20 protein-coding genes are annotated in these 19,479 nt (G+C 71.7%); 8 read left to right on the plus strand and 12 right to left on the minus strand.

The window, feature by feature from the left end; translation table 11 throughout:
• The first annotated feature begins 354 nt into the window (after positions 1 to 354).
• Positions 355 to 1,098, plus strand: coding sequence for a BTAD domain-containing putative transcriptional regulator (locus ABZX37_RS20850; RefSeq protein ID WP_354741791.1), 744 nt, complete (start codon positions 355 to 357; stop codon positions 1,096 to 1,098).
• Here the strand turns inward: ABZX37_RS20850 and ABZX37_RS20855 are convergent.
• Entirely contained in the window at positions 1,095 to 1,985 is an 891-nt protein-coding gene (locus tag ABZX37_RS20855) for a LysR family transcriptional regulator (protein WP_354741792.1), read from the minus strand. The two genes, ABZX37_RS20850 and ABZX37_RS20855, sit on opposite strands and share 4 nt — an antisense overlap.
• Before the next feature lie 132 nt (positions 1,986 to 2,117).
• Here ABZX37_RS20855 and ABZX37_RS20860 point away from each other — a divergent pair, with 132 nt between their 5' ends.
• Positions 2,118 to 2,822, plus strand: coding sequence for a flavodoxin family protein (locus ABZX37_RS20860; RefSeq protein ID WP_354741794.1), 705 nt, complete (start codon positions 2,118 to 2,120; stop codon positions 2,820 to 2,822).
• Between the two features lie 71 nt (positions 2,823 to 2,893).
• On the opposite strand, the gene ABZX37_RS20865 is transcribed toward ABZX37_RS20860, so the two are convergent.
• Positions 2,894 to 4,024: an NAD(P)/FAD-dependent oxidoreductase gene (locus tag ABZX37_RS20865; protein ID WP_354741796.1), complete on the minus strand. Its 1,131-nt coding sequence runs from the start codon at positions 4,022 to 4,024 to the stop codon at positions 2,894 to 2,896.
• 79 nt (positions 4,025 to 4,103) lie between these two features.
• On the opposite strand from ABZX37_RS20865, the gene ABZX37_RS20870 reads away from it, so the two are divergent.
• Both ABZX37_RS20870 and ABZX37_RS20875 read left to right on the plus strand, forming a co-directional pair.
• Entirely contained in the window at positions 4,104 to 4,799 is a 696-nt protein-coding gene (locus ABZX37_RS20870; protein ID WP_354741798.1) for a TetR/AcrR family transcriptional regulator C-terminal domain-containing protein, read from the plus strand.
• Positions 4,796 to 5,959: a tyrosine-type recombinase/integrase gene (locus ABZX37_RS20875; RefSeq protein ID WP_354741800.1), complete on the plus strand. Its 1,164-nt coding sequence runs from the start codon at positions 4,796 to 4,798 to the stop codon at positions 5,957 to 5,959. The genes ABZX37_RS20870 and ABZX37_RS20875 overlap by 4 nt, the downstream gene beginning before the upstream one ends.
• On the opposite strand, the gene ABZX37_RS20880 is transcribed toward ABZX37_RS20875, so the two are convergent.
• The 3 genes from ABZX37_RS20880 to ABZX37_RS20890 all read right to left on the minus strand — a co-directional run bounded on the left by ABZX37_RS20880 (position 5,960) and on the right by ABZX37_RS20890 (position 8,312).
• Positions 5,960 to 6,769: an MBL fold metallo-hydrolase gene (locus ABZX37_RS20880; protein WP_354741802.1), complete on the minus strand. Its 810-nt coding sequence runs from the start codon at positions 6,767 to 6,769 to the stop codon at positions 5,960 to 5,962.
• 85 nt (positions 6,770 to 6,854) lie between these two features.
• On the minus strand, positions 6,855 to 7,598 hold the full coding sequence (locus tag ABZX37_RS20885) for a hypothetical protein (RefSeq protein ID WP_354741804.1): 744 nt from the start codon (positions 7,596 to 7,598) through the stop codon (positions 6,855 to 6,857).
• 27 nt (positions 7,599 to 7,625) lie between these two features.
• Positions 7,626 to 8,312: a TetR/AcrR family transcriptional regulator gene (locus ABZX37_RS20890; RefSeq protein ID WP_354741806.1), complete on the minus strand. Its 687-nt coding sequence runs from the start codon at positions 8,310 to 8,312 to the stop codon at positions 7,626 to 7,628.
• A gap of 83 nt (positions 8,313 to 8,395) precedes the next feature.
• On the opposite strand from ABZX37_RS20890, the gene ABZX37_RS20895 reads away from it, so the two are divergent.
• Positions 8,396 to 9,532: an NAD(P)/FAD-dependent oxidoreductase gene (locus tag ABZX37_RS20895; RefSeq protein WP_354741808.1), complete on the plus strand. Its 1,137-nt coding sequence runs from the start codon at positions 8,396 to 8,398 to the stop codon at positions 9,530 to 9,532.
• A 135-nt stretch (positions 9,533 to 9,667) separates the two neighbouring features.
• Here the strand turns inward: ABZX37_RS20895 and ABZX37_RS20900 are convergent, their stop codons facing one another.
• The gene (locus ABZX37_RS20900; RefSeq protein ID WP_354741810.1) at positions 9,668 to 10,603 is read right to left on the minus strand and encodes an AraC family transcriptional regulator; all 936 of its coding nucleotides are present in this window, start codon (positions 10,601 to 10,603) and stop codon (positions 9,668 to 9,670) included.
• 262 nt (positions 10,604 to 10,865) lie between these two features.
• Positions 10,866 to 11,705, minus strand: coding sequence for an alpha/beta hydrolase (locus ABZX37_RS20905; protein WP_354741812.1), 840 nt, complete (start codon positions 11,703 to 11,705; stop codon positions 10,866 to 10,868).
• A 114-nt stretch (positions 11,706 to 11,819) separates the two neighbouring features.
• Here ABZX37_RS20905 and ABZX37_RS20910 point away from each other — a divergent pair, with 114 nt between their 5' ends.
• Positions 11,820 to 12,296, plus strand: a complete 477-nt coding sequence (locus ABZX37_RS20910; RefSeq protein ID WP_354742034.1) for an anthrone oxygenase family protein — start codon at positions 11,820 to 11,822, stop codon at positions 12,294 to 12,296.
• A gap of 18 nt (positions 12,297 to 12,314) precedes the next feature.
• On the opposite strand, the gene ABZX37_RS20915 is transcribed toward ABZX37_RS20910, so the two are convergent.
• From ABZX37_RS20915 to ABZX37_RS20935, 5 genes are all read right to left on the minus strand, one after another.
• Entirely contained in the window at positions 12,315 to 12,803 is a 489-nt protein-coding gene (locus ABZX37_RS20915; protein ID WP_354741814.1) for a GyrI-like domain-containing protein, read from the minus strand.
• Positions 12,804 to 12,832: 29 nt separating this feature from the next.
• A complete protein-coding gene (locus ABZX37_RS20920; RefSeq protein WP_354741815.1) occupies positions 12,833 to 13,156 on the minus strand; it encodes a YciI family protein in 324 nt (107 codons plus the stop codon).
• Positions 13,141 to 13,959 carry an alpha/beta hydrolase gene (locus ABZX37_RS20925; protein WP_354741817.1) on the minus strand — a complete coding sequence of 273 codons (819 nt, stop codon included), beginning with the start codon at positions 13,957 to 13,959 and terminating at the stop codon, positions 13,141 to 13,143. The genes ABZX37_RS20920 and ABZX37_RS20925 overlap by 16 nt, the downstream gene beginning before the upstream one ends.
• A complete protein-coding gene (locus ABZX37_RS20930) occupies positions 13,956 to 15,269 on the minus strand; it encodes an RNA polymerase sigma factor (protein ID WP_354741819.1) in 1,314 nt (437 codons plus the stop codon). The genes ABZX37_RS20925 and ABZX37_RS20930 overlap by 4 nt, the downstream gene beginning before the upstream one ends.
• 87 nt (positions 15,270 to 15,356) lie before the next feature.
• Entirely contained in the window at positions 15,357 to 16,106 is a 750-nt protein-coding gene (locus tag ABZX37_RS20935; protein WP_354741821.1) for a TetR/AcrR family transcriptional regulator, read from the minus strand.
• 106 nt (positions 16,107 to 16,212) lie between these two features.
• Between ABZX37_RS20935 and ABZX37_RS20940 the strand changes: the two genes are divergently transcribed.
• A complete protein-coding gene (locus ABZX37_RS20940) occupies positions 16,213 to 18,681 on the plus strand; it encodes a DEAD/DEAH box helicase (RefSeq protein WP_354741823.1) in 2,469 nt (822 codons plus the stop codon).
• A complete protein-coding gene (locus tag ABZX37_RS20945; protein WP_354741825.1) occupies positions 18,678 to 19,325 on the plus strand; it encodes an SWIM zinc finger family protein in 648 nt (215 codons plus the stop codon). The genes ABZX37_RS20940 and ABZX37_RS20945 overlap by 4 nt, the downstream gene beginning before the upstream one ends.
• The last annotated feature ends 154 nt before the right edge of the window (positions 19,326 to 19,479 follow it).

The raw sequence follows: 19,479 nt of genomic DNA on the forward strand, positions 1-19,479 counted from the left end.
GGTGTTGCAGGCGGTGTTGCCGGGGTACAGCTGTGCACCGTTGCCGTTGAATCTGCTCGTCGTTCCTGAACGGGCTGAGTTGGCTCGGGTTCGGCCGGCCCGGCCACGACGCGCCCGCACTGCGCTTGCCGGGTCAGTGGCGGTACAGCATGGGGCTTTCACCTCCCGATTTCCTTTCGCAGCAGCGAGGAATCGCGCCGGGGCGGGCGAAAGCCGGCGGGCGCGTTCTCCGGTGCGGAGCGACGCTGCCCGGGCTGTGGCCCATCGTGGCCGGGGCGCCTTGTCGAAACCTTGCCGTCACCTTGAAACCGCGGCGGCGGGACTGGTATCCCGGAAACAACCCAGGGAGGTTCCGTGAGCGGCACCGAGGTCAGGGTTCTCGGAGAGGTCGAAATACGGGTCGGCGAAAGGATTCTCGCGTTGGGCCCGCCGAGGCAGCGCCGGCTCCTCGCGGCGCTCCTCATCCAGCCGAACGTCCAGATCTCGACCGGCGAGCTGATCAGCCGGGTCTGGAACGGCTCCCCGCCGGCACGCGTGCACAACGCGCTCTACAGCTACGTTTCCCGTCTCCGCGCGGTGTTCCAGGACAGCGATCGGCTGGTTCTGACGCGCGGGCACCGCGGATACGTGGTGATCGTCGACGAGGACGACATCGATCTGTGCCGGTTCCGCGGGCTGGTGGCGCGGGCGCGGAAGTCCGGCAGCGATCGGCGGCGGGCGAAACAGTCGTACGAAGCGGCGTTGTCGTTGTGCCGGGGCGTGCCGTTCGTCGATGTCGACGCCGGGTGGCTGGTCGATCTGCGCGCCCGGTTCGCCGGCGAGCGGCTCGGGGCGGAGCTGGACCTGTTCGACATCTGCCTGCGGGAAGGCAAGTCGTCGGAACTGCTCGGCCCGCTGAACCATTACGCCGCCGAACATCCGCTGGACGAGCGGATCGCCGCGCAACTGATGACAGTGTTGTGCCGGCACGGGCGTCAGGCGGACGCGCTGCGCCGGTACGCCGGGTTGAGCCGCCGCCTTCGTAACGAGCTGGGCGTCGATCCCGGCACACGGCTGGTGGAGTTGCACGGCCGGATCCTGTCCGGCGCGTGTCCCTAACCCGGCAAAGCGGCGTTCAGCAGCAGATCCCGCAGCGAGAGCGCGGCTTCGGACGGCTTTTCGGGCAAGAGGACGACCTGGTCGGCAGTCGTCGAAGGACCGGTCAGCGGGATGATCAGCAGCCCCGGCGGCTGGTGGTCCAGGGCCGACTCGACGGTGATCCCGATGCCCGTTCCGGCCGCGACGTGGGCGGCGATCGCCTGCACGCTGTCGGCGGTCCGGATGATCCGCAAGTCCGCTCCGCTGATCCGGAACGCGGACAGCAGCCGGTCGCACAGCCCGCTGTTGATCTGGTGCGGCCAGGTCAGCAGCGCGGTCGCCGACAGCTCGGCGGCGCTCAATTCGGCATGTCCGGCAAGGGAATGCGCCGCGGGCACGAGCGCGACGAACCGTTCGGCGGAGAGCACTCTCGCCCGCACGCCGTTGATCCCGCCGGTCGCCCAGCCGATGCCGAGCCCGACGGTTTCCGCGCGCAGGGCCGCGAGCTGCGCGGTGGTCGGCATCGGCTCCGGCACGATCGTGACGTCCGGGAACTGCTCGCGCAGCTGCGGCAGGCAGCGCATCAGCACCTGGTGCGCGGTGTATTCGGCGTGGGCGACGACGAGCGTGGTGCGCGCCCGGCCGCCACCGGCCAGGGAACGGCCGCGTTGCTGGAAGCGGCGCAGTTGGGCGAGGGTGGCGTAGGCGTCGGGCAGGAGCGCTTCGCCGAGATCGGTCAGCGAGACGCGGCGACTGGTGCGGTGGAACAGCTTGCCGCCCAACGTTTTCTCGAGACGGCGGACGGCGTCGCTGACGGTCGGCTGTCCGCGGTGCAGGCGTTCGGCGGCGCGGCCGAAGTGGAGCTCCTCCGCGACCGTGACGAACGCTTCCAGCTCGATCCTGTCCACCGGATCAGGCTAGCCCGATCAATCGGTGTGACCGATCGCTGGGTGTCGGAGAACGGCGTTGATGGCGCCCAGCGGTCGGGATGAGATGGGGAGCAAGCAGGGGATTTCCCCACGACCGGAAGAAGTTTTCGCATGACAGCCAATGCCGTTGACGGCATCCCGCACGCCACCGTGACCGTCGTCTGCCATTCGGTGCACGGGCACACCCGCCTCCTGGCCGAGCACCTCGCCGAAGGGGCGCGGCAGGTGCCGGGCGTGGAGGTGCACCTCGTCGACGTCCGCGCCGAGGACGTCACCGCGGGCCGCTGGCACGACAGCGAGGTCATGGCGTTGCTGGACCGTTCCGACGCGATCGTCCTGGGCTGCCCGACTCTGATGGGCAGCGTGTCGGCGGTGTTCAAGGCGTTCATGGAGGCCGCGTTCACGCCGTTCACGACGCAGGTGTGGAAGGACAAGCTGGCCGGCGGGTTCACCATGTCCGCGTCGCAGAGCGGCGACAAGCTGACCGTGCTGCAGCAGCTGTCGGTGTTCGCGGCGCAACTGGGCATGCAGTGGATCGGCGTGGGCGACATGCCGGGCAACAACTGGAGCGGCGGCACCCGCGACGACCTCAACCGGCTCGGCTCGTGGCTGGGGCTGATGAGCCAGAGTCATGCCGACCTGGGCCCGGAGGACGCCGGTTCGCCTGGCGACCGGGTCACCGCGCAGCGGTACGGCGAGCGGATCGCCCGGCTGGCGCAGCGGTGGGTCAACGGCGTGCCGTACGAGACCGGCCGGATGACCGAACACGAGACCCGCGCGCTCTCCGCCTCCCTCCGGGAAGCAGCGGCCGGGTGAGTTCGCGGTCTGTGAAGGACTCCTTGCGGGAATTAGATTCCGTCAAGGAGCCCTTCACCGACCAGGCAGGCTTAGGTCCCGGCGACGAACTCGGCGAGCAGGCCGTGCGGTGCGTCGGGACCGAACATCTGCCGTTGCAGGTGCGCGCCCTCAGCGGCGGTTTCCGCGCTGCGCGGGAACATCGCCTGCTCGTACTCGGCGAGCGCGGCCTCGACGTCGCCGGGATGGGCGGCGAGCGCAATCCCGAGTTCGGCGCCGTCGAGCATGGCCAGGTTCGCGCCTTCTCCGTTCGGCGGGGCGAGGTGCGCGGCGTCGCCGATCAGGGTCACGCCCGGCACCCGCTCCCATCGGTGGTCGATCGGCAGTCCGTAGTGCGGCCGCAGGACCGGCGCGGTGCTGGTTTCGGTGATCAGTGCGGTCAACGCCGTCGACCAGCCCTCGTACTCCGCCGCGATCCGGGCGGTCGCGGCGGCTGTGTCGGCTGTGTCGGCGAAATCGATGCCGTCGAACCATTCCAGCGACCGTTCCAGCCCGAGGTAGGCGTGCAGGATCCCGTCTCGCTCGCGGTGCGCGGTGATGCCGTGGCCCGGCGCGAGCACCAGCAGCATCCCGCCGCCGACGGCCTCGGCCGTGGCCGGGAACCGGCGGTCGGAGTCGTGGACGAAGGTCTCGACCGAGGACACCCCGCTGTACTCCGGCTTCGCCGAGGACAGCAGCGGCCGGACCTTCGACCAGGCACCGTCCGCGCCGACCAGCAGGTCCGTGCTCACCGTGGTTCCGTCCGCGAAGGCGACCTCGTAGCCCTCGGCCAAGGCGCGCACGCCGCTGACCTTGTGTCCCCAGTGGACAGTGCCCTCCGGCAGCGAGTCGATCAGCAGTTGCCGAAGCTCGCCGCGGTGGACTTCGGGGCGGCCGCCGGTGCCGTCGTCGGGTTGTTTGAACAGCACTGTCCCGTCCCGGTCGAGCAGCCGCAGTTCTTGTCTCCCCTCCAGGACCAGGGTGCGGAATTCGGCGGTCAGCCCGGCGGCTTCGACGGCGAGCTGGCCGTTGTAGTCGTGGATGTCGAGCAGGCCGCCCTGGGCGCGCGAGGCCGGGGACGCCTCGGCTTCGTAGACGGCGGCGGGGATTCCGCGGACGTGCAGGACGCGGGCGAGCGTGAGACCGCCGAGCCCGGCGCCGACGATCGTGACGGGTGTGTTCATGACACGGCTCCTTCGAGAGAGAAGTTCTGGTACGCCATTCCATATTGGAACGGCGCTCCAGATGTGTCAAGATAGGCCCATGGCTACGGGGACGCGCCGGGCACAGCGGCGCACGGAGGCACTCTCTCGGGAGCGCATCGTCGAAGCGGCGGTGGAACTGCTGGACGCGGCCGGCGAGAGCGGCCTGACCTTCCGGGTGCTCACCGAGCGGCTCGCGACCGGTCCCGGCGCGATCTACTGGCACGTCGCGAACAAGGGCGAACTGCTGGTCGCCGCGACCGACGCGGTGGTGGCGGACGCGCTGGCGGCGGAGTCGGCCGGCTCGCCGCGCGAGGAGGTGCACGCGGTCGCGCTCGGGCTGTTCTCCGCGATCGACGCGCATCCGTGGCTGGCCGCGCAGCTTCTGCTCCAGCTGTCCCGCAGCCCCGGCGGACCGGTGACGCCGCGGATCCTCGAAAGCCTCGGCCGTCGGGTCCGCGCGCTCGGCGTGCCCGAGGAGCACTGGTTCACCGCGACGTCGGTCCTGATGCACTACGTCCTGGGCGCGGCCGGGCAGAACGCGGCGAACAGCCAGGTGACCGAGCCGGACGCGGACCGGGCCGAGTTCCTCGCCGCCACCGCGGAAGCGTGGGAGGCATTGGATCCGGAGGAGTACGAGACCACCCGGGCGATGGCGAGCCAGATGAGCGAGCACGACGACCGCGAGCAGTTCCTCGCCGGGATCGATCTCGTGCTCGCCGGGGTCGCCGCGCTGTATCCGGGCGGGCGCGCATGACCCTCGCGCTCACCGATGCCGGGGGAGCGGGCAAGGACGCGCGGGAGCGGTTCGGGGAGTTCCTGCGCGTCTACGCGTCGGTCAACACCCGCGTCGCCTACGCGACCGACCTCGGCATCCCGCTCGACTGGGTCCCCGGCTACCAGCCTCCGGACCCGGGCCGTCGCCGCGGCCGGGCGCGGCGGACCGATCCGGACGCGCTCGCGTGGCTGCCGTGGTGCCTGCGCAACGGGTTCACGTCGTTCGCCGACGTCCGGGTGGAGCACGTCGAGCAGTGGCTGGACGAGCTGGCGCGGGCCGGATACCGCGACGCGACGCGCGGCCGGATGCTGTCGGCGGTGTCCGCGTTCTACCGCAAGTACCTGCTGCGGGAAGGCTTGGCCGGGCACAATCCCGCCGCGCTCGTCGACCGGCGCGCGCAGCATCTCAACCGGCCGTCCGGCGTCCCGTCGCAGACCGCGCGCTGGTCTTTCGACGCGTGCCGCGCGTTGCTGCTCGCCGCCTGGCTGCTGGTCGAGCACAGCCGGAACGGCCCGCGCGACCGGGCGATGGTCGAGATCCTGATCGGCACCGGGGTGCGCGCGGAGGAACTCGTCGGCGTCGATCTGGCCGACTACCGGCGGCCGGCCGCGGGCGGCATCGGCGTGCTTCGCGTGCACGGCAAGGGATCCAAGGACCGCGAGGTCGCGCTGGCCGCACCGGTGGCGGACGCGCTCGACGCCTATCTCGCGGACCGCGTCACGCCGCAGGTCCCGGCGCTGCGCGGGCAGGTCGGCGCGAAGCGGGCGGAGCCGCTTTTCGTCACCAGCACCGGCGCGCGCGTGCACGTTTCGCACGTGACCGCGTTGCTGCGGCGGCTGTGCGCGACGTTCTGCCAGCCGCCCAAAACCGCGCGGCTGCAGCAACTCCATGACACCGCCGAGGCCCGGTTCGTCGCGACCCACCTGCAGTCGTTGTGCGACACCGTCCACCCGCATTCGGCGCGCCACTCCTACGCGACGCACGCGATCGAGCGAGGGGTCCCGCCGCGCCAGGTGCAGCGCGACCTCGGGCACGCCGCGTTGTCGACCACCGAGGGGTATCTCCACGACGAGAACGCCATCCGCGATTCCGCCGCGCACGAACTCGCTCCGGCGCTGCACCGCGGGTGGCTCGGCTGATCATCCGCCGCTGATCCGGGCGAGCCGCTGGGCTTGTCCTTGGTGCAGATCCCGGACCCACTCCCAGCCGGGCTTGGCCGACGGGCCGATCCGCGGGTCGTCGGGTTCGCGGCCGTCGCGCAGCGCGTGTACGTACGCGCGGTCGAGGTCGATTCGCCTGCTGATCTGGTCGGCTCCGACGGATCCGTGGCCGGGGATGAGGACCTCGACGTCGTCCGCCACGGCTTCGAGCGCCCGCAATCCGGCGAGGTAGTCCTCGATCGGGTCGGCGGCGGTGTCGAACATCGGGACCAGGACGTCGGAAAGCATGTCGCCCGCGACGAGCACCCCGCGCTCCTCGATCAGCAGCGCCGCGTGCCCCGGGGAGTGCGCCGGATGTTCGATGATCCGGGCTCGCGGGCCGTCCCACGGAACATAGGCGGTTCCGGCGGGCAGGCCGGTGATGCGGCCGAACAGGTCCAGCGGCACGTCGTCGGCGATCTCCGGCGGCAATCCCTCGGCGATGAGGGTTTTCCAGTCCGGCTTCGCCAGCAGGTCCCGCAGATCGGCCGCACACCGGGCGGTGCCGTAGCGGGGCGCGTCGCCGAATTCGGCGTGCCAGAGCGCGTGATCCCAATCCGGATGCGTCGCGAAGCCTGCCGCGACCGGCTGGCCGAGTTCGCGCAGATCGTTGGCGAGGCAGGTCAGTTCGTCATCGGTGAGCCCGGGATCGACGAGCAGCACGCCCTCCCGGCCCTGCACGACGACCGCGTTGTTCTCGAGCAGTTCGCTCTGGTGGACCAGCACGCCCTCCGCCGCCTGGCTGAGCATGACGGCACCCCCTTCCGTTCGTGATGCGCGACGGTATCCCGAAGTGATGGCAAAGTGCAAGCACTAGGTATTGCCGCGTCAGCGGTCAAGCCTCGATGAACGGTTCGGTGCACAACGTGCAGGCGATCGGCCCCAGTTCCAGAATCGACCGGGCTGCGCGGATCCGGCGGGGCGGTTCGCATCGGCAGATCGCCGCGACGTAGTTGGGCCCGCCGCGATGCGCGCCACGGCCGTCGACCGGCGCGATCACCACCGGCGGCGCGAGCGGTTCGGCCACCTCGTCCGGCCCTTCGGGATCGTCCGGCGGGGCCGCGACGGCGCGCCGCGCGACTTCCTGTTCGGTGTGTCGCCACACGGTCAGCGCGTCTTCGAGCCGGGAGAGTTCTCCTTCGTACGCCTCGAGAGTCGCGGGGAGGGCGGTCGTCGCGGACCAGCCGATCCGGTCCGACTGTTCGGCGCGCAGGCCGAGTTCGGCGGCGAGCGCGGCGAAGCGTTTGTTGTGGTAGCGGCCGTCGCTGACGTCGACGATGTCGCGGGTGGCGGCGAGTCCGTGCGCGGCCTCGTGCAGCGTGGTGGAGAGGATCTCGGCCGCGCCGCGCCGGAGGCCTTCCGCGCCCAGGAAGAACTCGGCGCGCGGTTCGACGCCGTCGCCGACGTGCCAGCGGGACCGCGCGAAATGGCCGTGGATCTCGGTGGTGGTGCCCATCGTTCCGGACGCCAGCACGAGGATCGCTTCGGGAACATCCGCGTGCCGCCGCCGGATTTCGGCCCACAGCTGTTCCATCGCGTGCATGACGCGGGTCGTCGGGCCCAGCGCTGCGGTGTTCATGCGCCCATCTTGCCGCTTAAGCGGTAACTAGCTCAGGGAGAGTCCGGAGAGCACCCGGTCGAGGCCGGCGGAGAAGACGGCGTCGCCGTCGGGGTGGACGGCGTCGCGCGCCGTGCGGAGGAGAGTGGGGTAGCGGCCGGAGTCGAACATCCGCTGCAGGTACGGCGCGGCGGCGCGCTGCCAGCTTTCCTCGTCGAGGCCGGTGTCGCTGATGAGTCGCCGCTCGCGGATCTCGCTGCGCACGGCGCCGGTGACGTAGGAGTGCACGGTGAAGACCGTGATCATGGCGTCCTCGATCGGGCCAGGACCGGCCGCGGCGGCGAGCGACGCCTCCAGGTAGGCGAGCGCGTTCGGGCCGAGCCCGGGCCGTCCGCCGATCAGGTCCGCGAACCATTCGTGCCGCTGGACGGCCGCGCGGCAGCCGTGGGCGAGCGCGCGGAGTGCCGCGAGCCCTTCGGTTTCCGGGTCCGGCAGCGGGATCTCGCCGTAGACGGCGTCGGTCATCAGGTCGAGCAGTTCTTCTTTGGTGTCGAGGTAGCCGTACAGCCGCATCGGCCCGGAGCCGAGCGCGGCCGCGACCTTGCGCAGCGACACCGCTTCGAGGCCGCCTTCGTCGGCCAGCGCGCAGGCGGTCTCGACGATGCGGGCGCGGCTCAACGGCACCGGCGCCGCGCGCGCCGGCGGTTCGGGCCGTTCCCACACCAGTTCGTCCATGCTCGCTCCTTTTCGGGTGACAGTACCGGGGCGGTTCCGATACGGTGTATTTGCTCAATACAGTGTATCGAGGGGTTGTCATCATGCGAATCGTCATTGCCGGGGGCGGGCTCGGCGGGCTCACCTGCGCGCGGGTGCTGCGGGCGCACGGCGTCGACGCCGTGGTCTGCGAACGCGACGCCAGCCCGGAAGCCCGGGTGCAGGGCGGCACGCTGGACCTCACGGTCGACGAGGGCCAGTGGGCGCTGCGCGAGGCCGGTCTCGAGGCCGGTTACCGCGCGATCGCCCGTCCCGAGGGCCAGGACATGGTCCTCTACGACTCAGCGGGAACCCTGCTGCGGCAGGAAATCACCCCGGACGAGGGCGAAGCGCGCTGGGGCCGTCCCGAGGCGGACCGCCCGGCGCTGCGGAAACTGCTGCTCGACGCGCTCCCCGAGGAGACTGTCCATTGGGGACACGCGGTGACTCGCGCGGAGCCGCTCGGCGACGGACGGCACCGCGTCCATCTGTCCGGCGGCGAAACCCTGGAGTGCGATTTCCTCATCGGCGCGGACGGCGCCCGGTCGAGAATCCGTCCGCTGTTCACCGACGCGGAACCGGCGTACTGCGGCGCGCACGGGATGGAGCTGGTCATCCATGACGCGGACCGCGCCCACCCAGCCGCATCGGCGCTCGTCGGGCGCGGCGGCTTTTCCTCGATCGGGGATCACCAGACGCTTTCCGCGCAGCGCAACGGAGACGGCACGATCCGCGTCCACCTGACCCTGCGCTGCGCCGAGGACTGGGTTGAGACCTCGGGGATCCCGTTCGACGACCCGGATCGCGCCCGCGTCGCGCTGAAGGAGCTGTATGCCGGGTGGCCGGAGGAGTTCCTGGCGTTGCTGGACGCGACGTCCGGGCCGGTGCTGGTGTATCCGCTGACCGCGCTGCCGGTCGGGTTGCGATGGGACCCCACGCCGGGCGTGACGCTGATCGGGGACGCGGCGCATCTGATGTCCCCGTTCGCCGGACAGGGCGCGAACCTCGCGATGCGGGACGGCGCCGAGCTTGCCCTTGTTCTCGTTCAAGGCGGCGACGTGCGGAAGTTCGAGGAGGCGATGTTCGACCGCGCCGAACCGGCGGCGCAGATGTCGGCGGACAACCTGGAGCTGTTCCTGTCCGACGGCGCGGCGGAGAAGGTGCGGCACCTGTTCGCGAAAATGTCCGGGGAAGAGGACTGATCTAGCCGAGTGTTGCCGGGCCTTGGCACACCGCGTTTTCCGCGACTGCGGGCGTTTCCCGGGCATCTTGCTTTCGGCGTGCGCGGGGCGAGCCTGAGCTGACTGCGGCGTGCTGGTTCAGCTCACGGCACCTGTTCAGGCGGGTTCGCGCAGGCGGTAGTGCTGCGGACTGCGGCCGTACTCCCGTTTGAACGCGGTGCTCAGCGTGAAGGGGCTGCGGTAGCCGACCTGCCGGGCGATCGCGGTGAGCGTCGCGTCGGGTTGCTGTCGCAGGAGATCGGCGGCGAGGGCGAGCCGCCAGGTGGCGAGGTACGTCATCGGCGGCTCGCCCACGGCGTCGGTGAAGCGCCGGGCGAGCGCGGCGCGGGAAACCCCGGTCGCGCTGGCCAGCCCCGCGACGGTCCACGGATGCTCGGGCCGGTCCTGCAGCAGCCGCAGGGCGTGCCCGGCCACCGGGTCGCCGTGCGCGCGGTACCAGGCGGGCGCGGCCGGGCGGTCGAGCCATTCGCGCAGGACGCGGACGAGCAGGAGGTCCAGCAGCCGGTCGAGGACCGCTTCCTGGCCGGGGACGTCGCGCTCGATCTCGTCGGCGAGCATCGTGACGAGCGGGTCCGGACTGTCTCCGGCGCGTGCGGTGACGACGCTCGGCACCGCGGCGAGCAACCGGCGCGACACCTCGCCGACGGTCGGGTAGGTCCCGGTGAGCAGCACCGTCGGACCGTCCGCGTCGCCGCCCCAAGTGCGGACGCCGAACTCGGTCAGGTCGGTGAGATGCCCGCCGTCCGGGGTGACGCACTCCTGCCCCGGCCGGATCACCGCTTGCGGCGGCGTCCCCGGCTCGTCGGCGACGAGGTACGGCTCGGGCCCCCGGATGACGGCGACGTCGCCCGCGTCCAGGCGCACGGCTTCGGCGTTGTCGGGCACCAGCCAGGCATCGCCGCGCACGACGGCGAGCACGGTCAGCGGCGCTTCGTCCTCGATCCGCAACGACCACGGCGGCCGCAGGACGGACCGGAGCAGGAACGCGCCGTGCGCACGGGGTCCTTCAAGCAACGCGGTGAGCGGGTCCACGCTGCTGAGAGTAGCGCTGCGGCAAGGGAAAGCTCGGTGGTTCCGGGGGCCGGGCTGGCTGGGATCGCGGCACTGCGGGTTGCGGCACCGCGGAAGCGCGGTTCGCGTCGCCCGCAGTCCTCGGCCCGCCATTCCAGGCCGCGCCTCCGCGCGTGCCCGGTTCGCTCGCGCTCGCGAACAAGCCCACCACGTCGGAAACCGACCTCGCTCCGGTCTCTCGGTCGCGAACTGGTTGCCGTTTTCACCGAATACCGGCGACCGTTCAGGCCGCGAGCATCGCCGCCGCGATCTCCTCGGCGGCAGCGTCCGGAATCGCGCTGGCGGCATCCTCCACGACCGCCAGCCGCGCACCGGGGATCTCGCGGGCGAGGGCTTCCCCGTTGCCGACCGGGAAGAACGCATCTCGGCGGCCGTGCAGCACGACGGTCGGGATCGCGAGTTCCGGCAGGCGTTCGCGCCACCGCGGTGTGCAGTCGAGTTTGGAGAACACCATGCCCAAGTGATTCGCCAGTTGCACCAACGGCTCCGTGCTGGCCGCGCGGTCGAAGATGCGTTCAGCGGCGGTTCGGGCCTCGTCGGGGTCGTTGCCGAGAATCTCGGCGCTGACGGCGGCGCGTTCGGCGACGGCGGCACGGTCTGACCAATCCGGCATCGGCAGCGCGAAGACTTTGTGCATGACTTTCGCGTCGTGGTCGGGCAGATCGGGGTCGACGGGGCCTGGCGCGACGGGGCGCGTTCCGTACAGCGTGAGGGCGGAGAAGGCGGACGGGTGGTCGAGGGCGGCGACTTGGGCGACCATCCCGCTGACCCCGACCCCGGCCAGGTGTGCGGGCCGGTCGTCGAGTTCTCGGGCGAGGGCGGCGGCGTCGGCGGCGAGGTCGCGCAGGGTGTAGGCCGGGGCGTTCGGATCGAGAGTGGTCGAGGCGCCTGCGTCGCGGAGGTCGTAGCGCACGACGTGCCGTCCGTCGCGGGCGAGTGCTTCGCACAAAGTGTCCGGCCAGGACAGCATCGTCGGGCCGCCGGCGAGCAGGACCAGCGGTGCGGTCGGGTCGCCGAAATGCTCGGCGCCGAGCGTGACGCCGTTCGGAAGGGTGTGCTGCATGGAGGTCTCCTGCTGAGACGATCGCGCATGGTTCCGAGCGGATAACCGATGGATCGTCTCGCGATCTTTGGGTTGACTGGGAGCGTGCTGGGGGACGAAACGGAAGGCAAGACGATGGTGATCGTTTCGAAGGCGGTTCTCGTGGCGGCAGTGGTTGCGGCGGGGCTGATCGCGGGGTTGTTCTACGCGTACACGGTGTCGGTGATGCCGGGCCTCGCCCAGGCCGACGACCACACGTTCGTGACCGCGATGCGCCGGATCAACGACGTCATCGTGAACGGCTGGTTCATGCTGTCGTTCCTGGGCGCGCCGCTGCTCGCGGTCGCGGCGGTGGTCCTGCACTTCACGAGCGGGGCTCGGGGCGGGCTGCCGTGGCTCGTCGCGGGTGCGGTGCTGCTGGTGGCGATGGTGATCGTGACCGGCGCGATCAACGTGCCGATGAACAACGCCCTCGCCGTGGACACGGCCGACTTCGCCGCGCTGCGGGCCCGGTTCGAGGAGCCGTGGGTGCGGTGGAACACGGTGCGGACGGTGGCGTCGGCCGCCGGGTTCGGGTGTCTCGTGGGCGCTTTGGTGACCCGGAGCGCGTGACTCCGGGCCACCGGCCGGTCAGTCCGCGAGCCGGAAGCAGAGGTCGGTGTCCCAGTTGTTCGGGTCCGGCTCCGCCTGCGGGTTCGTGCGGTAGATCTCGAGCCGGGCGGTCCAGTGCTCGCCGTCGGCCTCGACGGTGCGGTCCCAGCGAACGTCCTCCTTCTCGCCCCAGGCGAGCAGGTCGGCGGTGGCCGCGAAGAGGCCGCTCGGCGCGCCGTGGTGGGTGGCCTGGGCGTATTTCCCGGCGGGCAGCACGGCGTTGAAGTACTCGTCGCCGAGGTCGACGGCGTCCGTGACCGGGACTCCGACCTCGACGGTGACGGTCTCCATGTCCGTGCCGAGCACCAGATAACGGAAGAACGGCGCGCAGGCGGGTTCGAGGCCGCGTTCGTCGAGCGCGCCGACGATCGCGGCGATCCGGTGCGCGACCTCGGCCATGCCGTCGAATCCGACTGTCGCGCGGTAGCCGACGTAGCGCTGCTCGTTTCTGTCCACAATGGAGGGCATGGGGTTCCTTTCGGTTCGGGGCGCCGGCCTCAGCCGAGGAGCGGGCGTACTTCGATCGTTCCGTATGCGGCGGCCGGATGGCGGGACGCGTGCTCGACGGCCTCGTCGAGGTCGGCGCATTCGAGCACCGCGTAGCCGCCGATCTGGTCCTTGGTCTCGGCGAACGGCCCGTCGCTGAGCAGGACGTCGCCGTCGCGCACGCGCACCGTGGTGGCCGTCGCGGGCGGGTGCAGTCCTCCGCCGCCGACGAGGATGCCGCGTTCCACGAGGTCCTCGGACCAGCCGCCGCAGCCGATCGCGAGCTGTTCCTCGGTGGGCGCTTCGGACCCGGCGATCATCAGGAGGTAGCGCACGAGTTCTCCTCGGTGAGAGTTTCGGCGAGGCGAGCGGCAAATGCCTCGGGTTCGACGGCGAATCCGGCGTGGTCTCCGGGGAACCGGACGGGTTCGCTGCCGAGCGCGCCGGCCAGTCCGACGCCTGCCTCGTACGCCGGGGTGCCGATCGCGTCGCCCACCGCGACGACGATCCGGGTGTCCGCGGCGGCGAGCGCTTCGAGGTCGGGTTCCCACGCGCCGATCGCGCCCATCAGCTTGCCGAAGAAGACTTCGAAGTTGCCGCGCATCTGCTTGCCCTGCTCGATTTCCTCGGCGGTGGGGTGCTCGGGCGGCGGCGGGATCTCGAATCCGCTCGCGGCCATGAACGCGCCCAGGGCCGCGTCGATGCCCTGCTCCCGGTAGATCGCCGGGATGTCCGGGAAGTCGGCCAGCAGTTCGCCGAGATAGCGGCTGACCGGCGGTTCGTGCGCGACGAGCGTGTGCACCGCGGCGGGGTAGCGGGTGGCGTGTTCGAGCATGGTGATCGCGCCGCCGCTGTTGGCCAGCACGGAGACCGGTCCGCCGTCCAGTTCGGTGAGCAGCCGCTGCACGTCCTCGGCGTGCTGGCCGACCAGGTCGTCGTCGAGTTCGGTGGTGCGGCTGCGCGAGATGCCGCGCGGGTCGAAGGTGACGACGGTGTAGCGGTCGGCGAGGAACGGGCGCAGCGCGGTGAACGCGGTGGCGTCCGCGGGTCCGCCGGGTACGAGGAGCAGCAGCGGTCCGGTGCCTGCGACGTCGTAGCGGAGTTCCGCGCCGGGCACGCGAAGGGTTTTGGTGATCATGGCTGTCCTTCCGGGGTCGGTTTGCCTTCCCGACGAACGGAAGAGGCCGAGACAGACACCTCGGGCGAAGAAATTTCCGAAAGTCTTCTCCGGAGGTAGCTGCGTTCGGCTCCGGTGCGGGCCAACGCGAGCGCTTCGGCGTACGCGACCTGGGCTTCTTCGGTGCGGCCGAGGCGGCGGAGGAAGTCCGCGCGGGTGGCGGGCAGCAGGTGGTAGTCCGCCAGCTGCCCGGTCAGCCGGTCGGCGAGGGCGAGCCCGGCTTCCGGTCCGGCGGCCATCCCGACCGCGACCGCGCGGTTCAGCTCGACCACCGGACCCGGCCGGAACCGCCGCAGCTGGAGGTAGAGCCCGGCGATCTGCGCCCAGTCGGTGTCCTCGGCGCGCGCGGCGGTGGCATGGCACGCGGCGATCGCGGCCTGCACCTGGTACGGCCCGGGACTGCGTCGGCGCAACGCTTCCTCGAGCAACGCGGTTCCCTCGGCGATCGCGGTGGCGTCCCACCCGCTCCGGTCTTGTTCGTCGAGCGGGATCAGCTCGCCGTCGGGCCGGTTTCGCGTGCCGCGGCGGGCGTGTTGCAGCAGGAGGAGCGCGAGCAGGCCGGTGGCCTCGGGTTCGTCCGGCATCAGGGTGCACAGCAGCCGGGCCAGCCGGATGGCTTCGCCCGCCAGGTCGGGGCGCTGGAGATCGTCGCCCTCGCTGGCCGAGTAGCCCTCGTTGAACAACAGGTACAGCACGCCGAGCACCGCGGCGGTGCGCTCGGGCAGCAGATGGGCGGGCGGCACCCGGTACGGGATCCCGGCGGCGCGGATCTTGCGTTTCACCCGCACGAGGCGCTGCGACATCGTCGATTCGGACACCAGGAACGCGCGGGCGATCTCCGCGGTGCTGAGTCCGGCCAGGGTCCGCAGCGCGAGCGCGACCTGCGCTTCGAAGGCGAGCGCGGGGTGGCAGCAGGTGAAGATGAGCCGGAGCCGGTCGTCTTCCACTCCGCTGGCTCCGCTGTGGACAGCGGCCGGTTCGTCCGCGACCGCCAGCCGCGCGGCCTCCCGGAGTTTGTCCTCTCCCGCCGCAGCTCGCCGGAGCCGGTCGACGGCACGGTTGCGCGCGGCGGTGGTGAGCCACGCCCCGGGGCGGTCGGGAACGCCGTCGCGCGGCCAGGTCCGCACGGCGAGCGCGAACGCGTCCTGCGCGCATTCCTCGGCCAGGTCCCAGTCGCCAGTGACGCGGATCAGCGTTGCCACGACCGAGCCCCACTCGTCGCGGAACGCCTGCGCGACAGCGGCTTCGACCACGTCGTGCTGCCCGGTCACCGCACGCTCCCTTCTCGTGCTGGTCGGCGGACCAGTTCCGCCGACACTCTCCGAACGGTAAACCGGGCCACCGACAATTTCGCGGGATCAGGCTCCGGCGAGCTGCCCGATCCCGTCGAGGATGCGGCCGAGCCCGAACCGGAAGTGGTGCTCGGGATCCGACGACCCGCCGTAGGTCTGACCGGCGGTGGCGCCGACGCGGCTCGCGCGCGGGAAGTGCACCGGATTCGCCGCCGGGATCTCGGCCAGCACCGGCGCGGAGCGGTTCCACCAGTCGAAGTCGGTCATGCCGCTGCGCCGCGCGGCGCGGGTCGCGTCCACCGAACCGCGCGCCGCGCCCGCGACCAGTCCGTTGAGCAGGCTGACGATCGCGTCGAGCTGCACGTCGTCGAGGTCGAGTTCGTCCATCGCGGCCAGTTCGCGCTCGTATTTGGCGAAGCTGTGCGGGCCCAGCGTCGGGCGGCCGACGCGGATCTCCAGCAGCCACGGATGCCGGTGGTAGAGCCGCCACAGGTCCTCGGCGACCGCGGCCAGTCCGGCCCGCCAGCCTTCCGGCAGCTCGCCGGGGAGTTCGCCGTGCGCGTGGTCGAGCATCAGCTCCAGCAGTTCCTCGCGGCCGGGCACGTAGGTGTAGAGCGACATCGTCGCGACGCCCAGCTCGTCGGCGATCCGGCGCATCGTGACCGCGTCGAGCCCGTCCGCGTCCGCGACCCGGATCCCGGCCGCCACGACGTGCTCGACCGACAGCTTCGGTTTCGGGCCGCGGCGCGGGGGACCGGGCACGCCCCACAGCAGTTCGATGGTCCGCCGCGGATCGCCCGGCTCCTCGGTGTCCATTTCGCTCCTTGTACGCAGTACAGAGTTTTCCGGTAGACTATCCCGGACAGGCCAGCCAGGGGAGGGCGGAGCACTGAATTCTGTAGTGGTGGAGCCGGGCCGGATCGTGTTCTGGAGACCGGACGGTGCGGAGCCGGACGGTCCCGGGGCGCCCGGCACGGTCGAGGTCGTGCTGCCGGACGGGGTGCGCACGGTGCCCGCGCTGCGGTTGCCGACCGCGGAGGCGGTGCCGGTGCTGCGCGCGCTCACGGACCCGTCCGCGCGGTTCTGGGCGCTGGCCGCCGAAGCCGCGGAACGGCTCGCCTCGGCCGGGTGGACCGGACCGCTCGACCCGGCCGAGGAAGCCTGGCTGCGCCGCCTTGCCGAAGCGATGCCTCCCCGCGCCCACGCGACTCCGATCCCTGGCGACCCGGCGCGGTTGCCGGAGCCGTATCCGCTGCTGATGCGTTTCCTCGGCGACGTCGCGGGCGTGGAGCCCGCGCTGCGCGTCTCGCTGCGGATCGAGTCCGACGATCTGGCGGGCGGCCGGTTCCGCGCCGTGGTCCAGGTGCACGGCGGGACCGAGCCGCTGGTCGACGCGGAAGAGCTGTGGCGCACTGGAAGCCAGGAAGCACGACACGAGGTTCTGCTGGCGTTGCGGCACGGAGCCGAGGTGTGGGCCGCGCTGGCTCCGCTGCTGTCGGCGGCGGTTCCGTCGGCGGTCGCATTGGGAGACCGCGAGATCGCCGAGCTGCTCGCCGGAGCGCTCGACGCCGCCGAATTGGCGGTGCACTGGCCCGCGGAGCTGACCGGGCTGGCCGCGCGCGCGGTCGTCCGGCCGGGCGACGCGCCGTCCGACGCGCGGTCGTTCTTCGGCGGCGACCGGGTGCTGCAGTTCGACTGGCAGCTCGCACTGGGCGACAGCGAGCTGAGCGTCGCGGAACTCGACGCGCTCGCCGAGGCGCAGCGCCCGGTCGTCCGGCTGCGGGACCGGTGGGTGCTGCTGGACCGCACCACCGCCGACCGCGCCCGCGATCGCACGCTCAAGCCGTTGACCGCGATCGAGGCGCTCGGCGTCGCGCTCACCGGCCGCACCGAGGTCGACGGCGAGCTGGTCGACGTCCGCACCGACGGCTGGCTGGAAGACCTGCGCGCGCGGCTGTCGGCCGATCCCGAGCCGGTGCCGCAGCCGGCGGGGCTGGCCGCGACCCTGCGCGATTATCAGCTGCGCGGCCTGCACTGGCTCGACACCGTCACCGGGCTGGGTCTCGGCGGCTGTCTCGCCGACGACATGGGGCTCGGCAAAACCGTCACGCTCATCGCCCTGCATCTGCACCGGAGCGCCGGTCCCACATTGGTCGTGTGCCCGGCTTCGCTGCTGGGCACGTGGGAAACCGAGATCCGCCGGTTCGCGCCCGGGGTCCCGGTGCGCCGGTTCCACGGCGCCTCGCGGTCGCTGGACGAGCTCGACGGCGGCTTCGTCCTCACCACCTACGGCACGCTGCGCACCGACCCCGCGCCGCTGGCCGAGGTGAGCTGGGATCTGCTGGTCGCAGACGAGGCGCAGCACGTGAAGAACCACCGCTCCGACACGGCGAAAGCGTTGCGGCTGCTGCCTTCCGCGGCGAAGGTCGCGCTCACCGGCACGCCGGTGGAGAACACGCTCACCGAACTGTGGGCGATCCTCGACTGGACCACGCCGGGTCTGCTCGGCCCGCTCGCCGATTTCCGCCGCCGCTGGGGGAAGCCGGTCGAATCCGGGGCGGACCCGGCGGTCGCCGGGCAGTTGTCCCGGCTGCTGCGGCCGTTCCTGTTGCGCCGCCGCAAATCCGACCCGGGCATCGCGCCCGAGCTGCCCGCCAAGACCGAGACCGACCGGCCGGTGTCGCTCACGACCGAGCAGGCGTCGCTGTACGAGGCCACCGTGCGCGAGCTGATGGCGGACATCTCCGCGAGCGACGGCATGGCCCGCCGCGGCCGGGTCGTCAAGCTGCTCACCGCGCTCAAGCAGATCTGCAACCACCCCGCGCAGTATCTCGGCGAGCCCGACGGCAGCACGCTTTCCGGCCGGTCCGGGAAGCTCGAGCTGCTCGACGAACTGCTCGACACGATCCTCGCCGAGGACGGCGCGGTGCTGGTGTTCACCCAGTACGTCGTGATGGCACGGCTGCTGGAACGGCACCTCGCCGCGCGGGGCATCCCGTCGCGGCTGCTGCACGGCGGCACCCCGGTCGCCCGGCGCGAGGAGCTGGTGCGCGGCTTCCAGAACGGCGACGTGCCGGTGTTCCTGTTGTCGCTCAAGGCCGCGGGCACCGGGCTCACCCTCACGCGCGCCGATCACGTCGTGCACTACGACCGGTGGTGGAACCCGGCGGTCGAGGACCAGGCGACCGACCGCGCGTACCGGATCGGGCAGACCCGGCCGGTGCAGGTCCACCGGCTGGTCGCGGAAGGCACGGTCGAGGACCGGATCGCGGTGATGCTGCGGGAGAAACGCGCGCTCGCCGACGCGGTGCTCGCCTCGGGCGAGGCCGCGCTCACCGAACTCACCGACGACGAACTGGCCGAGCTCGTGACCCTCCGGAGGCAGCGATGACCGACCGGGTCCGCGGATTCCCCGCGTTCCCCGCCCGCCCCGGCCGCGGCCCGTTCGCCCGCACCTGGTGGGGCCGCGCGTGGCTGCAGGCGATGGAGGACACCGCGCTCGACCTGCGGCAGCTGAAGAAGGGCCGGAGCTACGCCGCGGCCGGACTGGTCGGCCCGATCACGGTCAGCCCGGGCCTCGTCACCGCGACCACCGAGGACGCCGACGACGGCCCGTACCGCACGGGCGTCCACCTGGCCGAACTGTCCACAACGGACTGGGAGCTGCTGCTCGACCGCGCCGCCGACCACTCCGGGCACCTCGCCGCGCTGCTCGACCGGCATCTGCCGCCGGAGCTGGCCGAGGTCGTCCCGCTGCTGCCCGGCATCGGCGACCTGGACCCGGACTGCGACTGCCCCGGCTGGGAGCTCCCGTGCCGGCACGCCGCCGCGCTGTCGTTCCAGGTCGCGTGGCTGCTCGACGCCGACCCGTTCCTGCTGCTGCTCGCGCGCGGCCGGACCGAACAGGAAATCCTGGACGAACTCGGCCGCCGCACGGCCACCCGGGTCACCACGGGAGTGCTGGCCGCGGACGCGTATGCACGGGAGGTGCCGCCGTTGCCGGATCTCGCGGAGTTCACGCCCCGCGTCCGCTGAACCCTCGCGCACAGTCAGCGGGCCCGGTCACTCGATCCGGTGGACTCGTCTCCGGTGGCTGTGCGTCCTGACCTGCGGAATCGGCGGACACCCCGGTCCGCGCGGCGATCATGCTTTCAGCAGGATTTCATAGCTTCTCCGTAGCTTTCCGAAT

Origin of the sequence: Amycolatopsis sp. NPDC004079, from assembly GCF_040610415.1 — a bacterium.
Taxonomy (GTDB): Bacteria; Actinomycetota; Actinomycetes; order Mycobacteriales; family Pseudonocardiaceae; genus Amycolatopsis; species Amycolatopsis halotolerans.